Raw genomic sequence first — 2231 nt, 5'->3', positions numbered from 1 at the left:
CAGGTAGATGGTGGCGGTCTTCTCGTAGCGGGTGGCGATTCCTCGCCACTGTTTGAGGCGGTTGATGCACCGCTCGACGGTGTTGCGCTGCGTCGCAGCCGGTGCCCACGTTGGTCCGCCGGGACCGGGATCACCGCCCGGATGCCGCGCTTGCGCAGGTGGTCGCGGATCGCGCGTGACGAGTACGCCTAATGGGCAGCGAAGGCCGGCGAGAGCAGACCTTCGCGGGCGTGAGCCGAGCCTTTGAGTATGCCCGGGCCTGAGAGTCCTGTTGACAAGACGAGGCAGGCTCGCGCTCGGCAGTGTGGGCATGAAGCGTGCGGAACCCGGTGGCGTTTTGTCGGCATGGGCATGGAAACGGTCCTGTTGCTGCGGGCCGGTCCATCAGCGGCTGCCGGGCGGTTTGCTGTCTGTAGTCCGAGCCGGTTGTGCGGATCACCTCTCAGCTCTGCCTTGAGCTTTCAGCTCCGACGCGGACCGAGGGCCGTATGGCTCGCTGGGGTTGCGAACGGCTGGTGGGATGACGTGCCTTGAGCACTTCCATTAGGGAGCACGCGCACCCTGCACAGGCTCTGACCTGGGAAAAGAGTCGCGACAAAGGAGGACCGGATGGAGATTACCGGGTTACCGACGCCAGTGTTCTGTGGCGTGGACTGGGCCGAAGATCACCACGACATTGCGTTGATCGACGCGGGCGGAAAGCAACTCGCCAAGGCGCGGATCAGCGACGATGCAGCAGGGTTTGCCCAGTTCATAGCCCTGTTGACCGAGCATGGCGATAGCGAGGACGCCCCGATCCCGGTGGCGATCGAGACGAGTCGCGGCCTGCTCGTCGCCTGCCTGCGGGCCACCGGCCGGCCGGTCTACTCGATCAACCCACTGGCCGTCGCCCGCTACCGAGACCGCCACTCCGTCGCCCGCAAGAAGTCGGACGCCGTCGACGCCGCGGCCCTGGCCAACATCCTGCGAACCGACATGGCCGCCCACCGCCCGCTGCCGAAGGACTCAGAGCTCGTCCAGGCCATCGCCGTGCTCGCCCGGGCCCAACAAGACGCCGTCTGGGCCCGCGGCCAGGCCCACAACAAGCTTCGCTCCCAGCTCAGAGAGTTCTATCCGGCGATCCTCGACGCCTTCGCCCAGCACAAGCACGGACTGTGTTCAAGGGAAGCCCGCAGCATCCTGACCGCAGCACCGACCCCCACAATGGCTGCGAAGCTGACACGGCGACGCCTGCAGTCACTGCTCAAGCAGGCCGGCCGGGTCCGCGGCATCCCGGCCGAAGCCGAACGGCTCCACGAGGTCTTCAAACGCGACTACCTCCACCAGCTCCCGCGGGTCGAGGCGGCTCTCGGACATCAGACCTCCGCTCTACTCCGGCAGCTGAACACCGCCTGCGACAACGCCGACCAGCTCGAAGAAGCCGTCACGCAAGCCTTCGACGAGCATCCGGATGCACCCGTGATCCGCAGCTTTCCGGGTCTCGCCGCACTTACCGGCGCCCGGGTCCTGGCGGAGATCGGCGACGACCGGGCCCGATTCGCCAACGCCGGGTCCCTGAAGGCCTACGCGGGAAGCGCCCCGGTCACCAGAGCCAGCGGCAAAAGCTGCAAGGTCATGAGCCGGAAGGTCAAGAACCAGCGGCTGGCTGCCGTCGGATACGTCTGGGCCTTCGTCTCTCTCACCAAGTCACCAGGCGCCAGAGCCCACTACGACCGCCGACGAGCAGCCGGCGACCGTCACGTCGCAGCACAGCGGAACCTCTTCAACCGCTTCATGGGCATGCTGTTCCACTGCCTCCCTTGTCCGCCAAGACCACGTCCGGACGGGTCCGTGGCCTTCCGCGGCGGCGGGGAACACGCAAGCGGGCCATCACCTCGGTGAAAGCGGGTGCGTCACCGGCCTGCCCGGCAGTGAGAACGAAGGCAAGTCCTCATCGGCGTCGGCCTGAGCCATCAGCGCGGTGAAAACACGCTCCCACGTGCCGTCCAGGGCCCACATCCGCAGCCGGTTGTAGACGCCCCGCCAGTTCCCGTACTTCTCCGGCAGGTGGACCCACTGCGTTCCGGTCTGGAACTTGAAGGCGATCGCGTCGATCACCTCCCGATGGTCACGCCAGCGGCCACCCCGCTTCGGCGTCCGGTCGGGGAGCAACGGCTCGATTCGCCTCCACTGCACATCAGTTAACGGCATACCCAGACCAACGACCGACTGATCCAAACGAAACTGCCTAG

2 protein-coding genes and 1 pseudogene are annotated in these 2231 nt (G+C 66.5%); 1 reads left to right on the top strand and 2 read right to left on the bottom strand.

Translation table 11 applies throughout. The features are described from left to right. Positions 1 to 188 (bottom strand): annotated as a pseudogene (locus tag ADL29_RS46475) (transposase); the annotation flags it as partial. 421 nt (positions 189 to 609) lie between these two features. On the opposite strand from ADL29_RS46475, the gene ADL29_RS04135 reads away from it, so the two are divergent. Continuing rightward, positions 610 to 1881 carry an IS110 family RNA-guided transposase gene (locus ADL29_RS04135; RefSeq protein ID WP_053922404.1) on the top strand — a complete coding sequence of 424 codons (1272 nt, stop codon included), beginning with the start codon at positions 610 to 612 and terminating at the stop codon, positions 1879 to 1881. Here ADL29_RS04135 and ADL29_RS40470 read toward each other — a convergent pair. Beyond that, positions 1870 to 2231, bottom strand: a 362-nt coding sequence (locus ADL29_RS40470) for a transposase (RefSeq protein WP_211274247.1), incomplete at its 5' end; no start/stop codon positions are given. The genes ADL29_RS04135 and ADL29_RS40470 overlap by 12 nt on opposite strands.

Origin of the sequence: Streptomyces chattanoogensis (genome assembly GCF_001294335.1) — a bacterium.
In the GTDB taxonomy this organism is placed as follows: Bacteria; Actinomycetota; Actinomycetes; order Streptomycetales; family Streptomycetaceae; genus Streptomyces; species Streptomyces chattanoogensis.
This window is presented reverse-complemented; position numbering and strand designations above follow the sequence as displayed.

Excerpts from the sequence above, each read along its gene's own strand:
- ADL29_RS04135 (WP_053922404.1), top strand. The coding sequence starts at position 610 with ATGGAGATTACCGGGTTACCGACGCCAGTGTTCTGTGGCGTGGACTGG.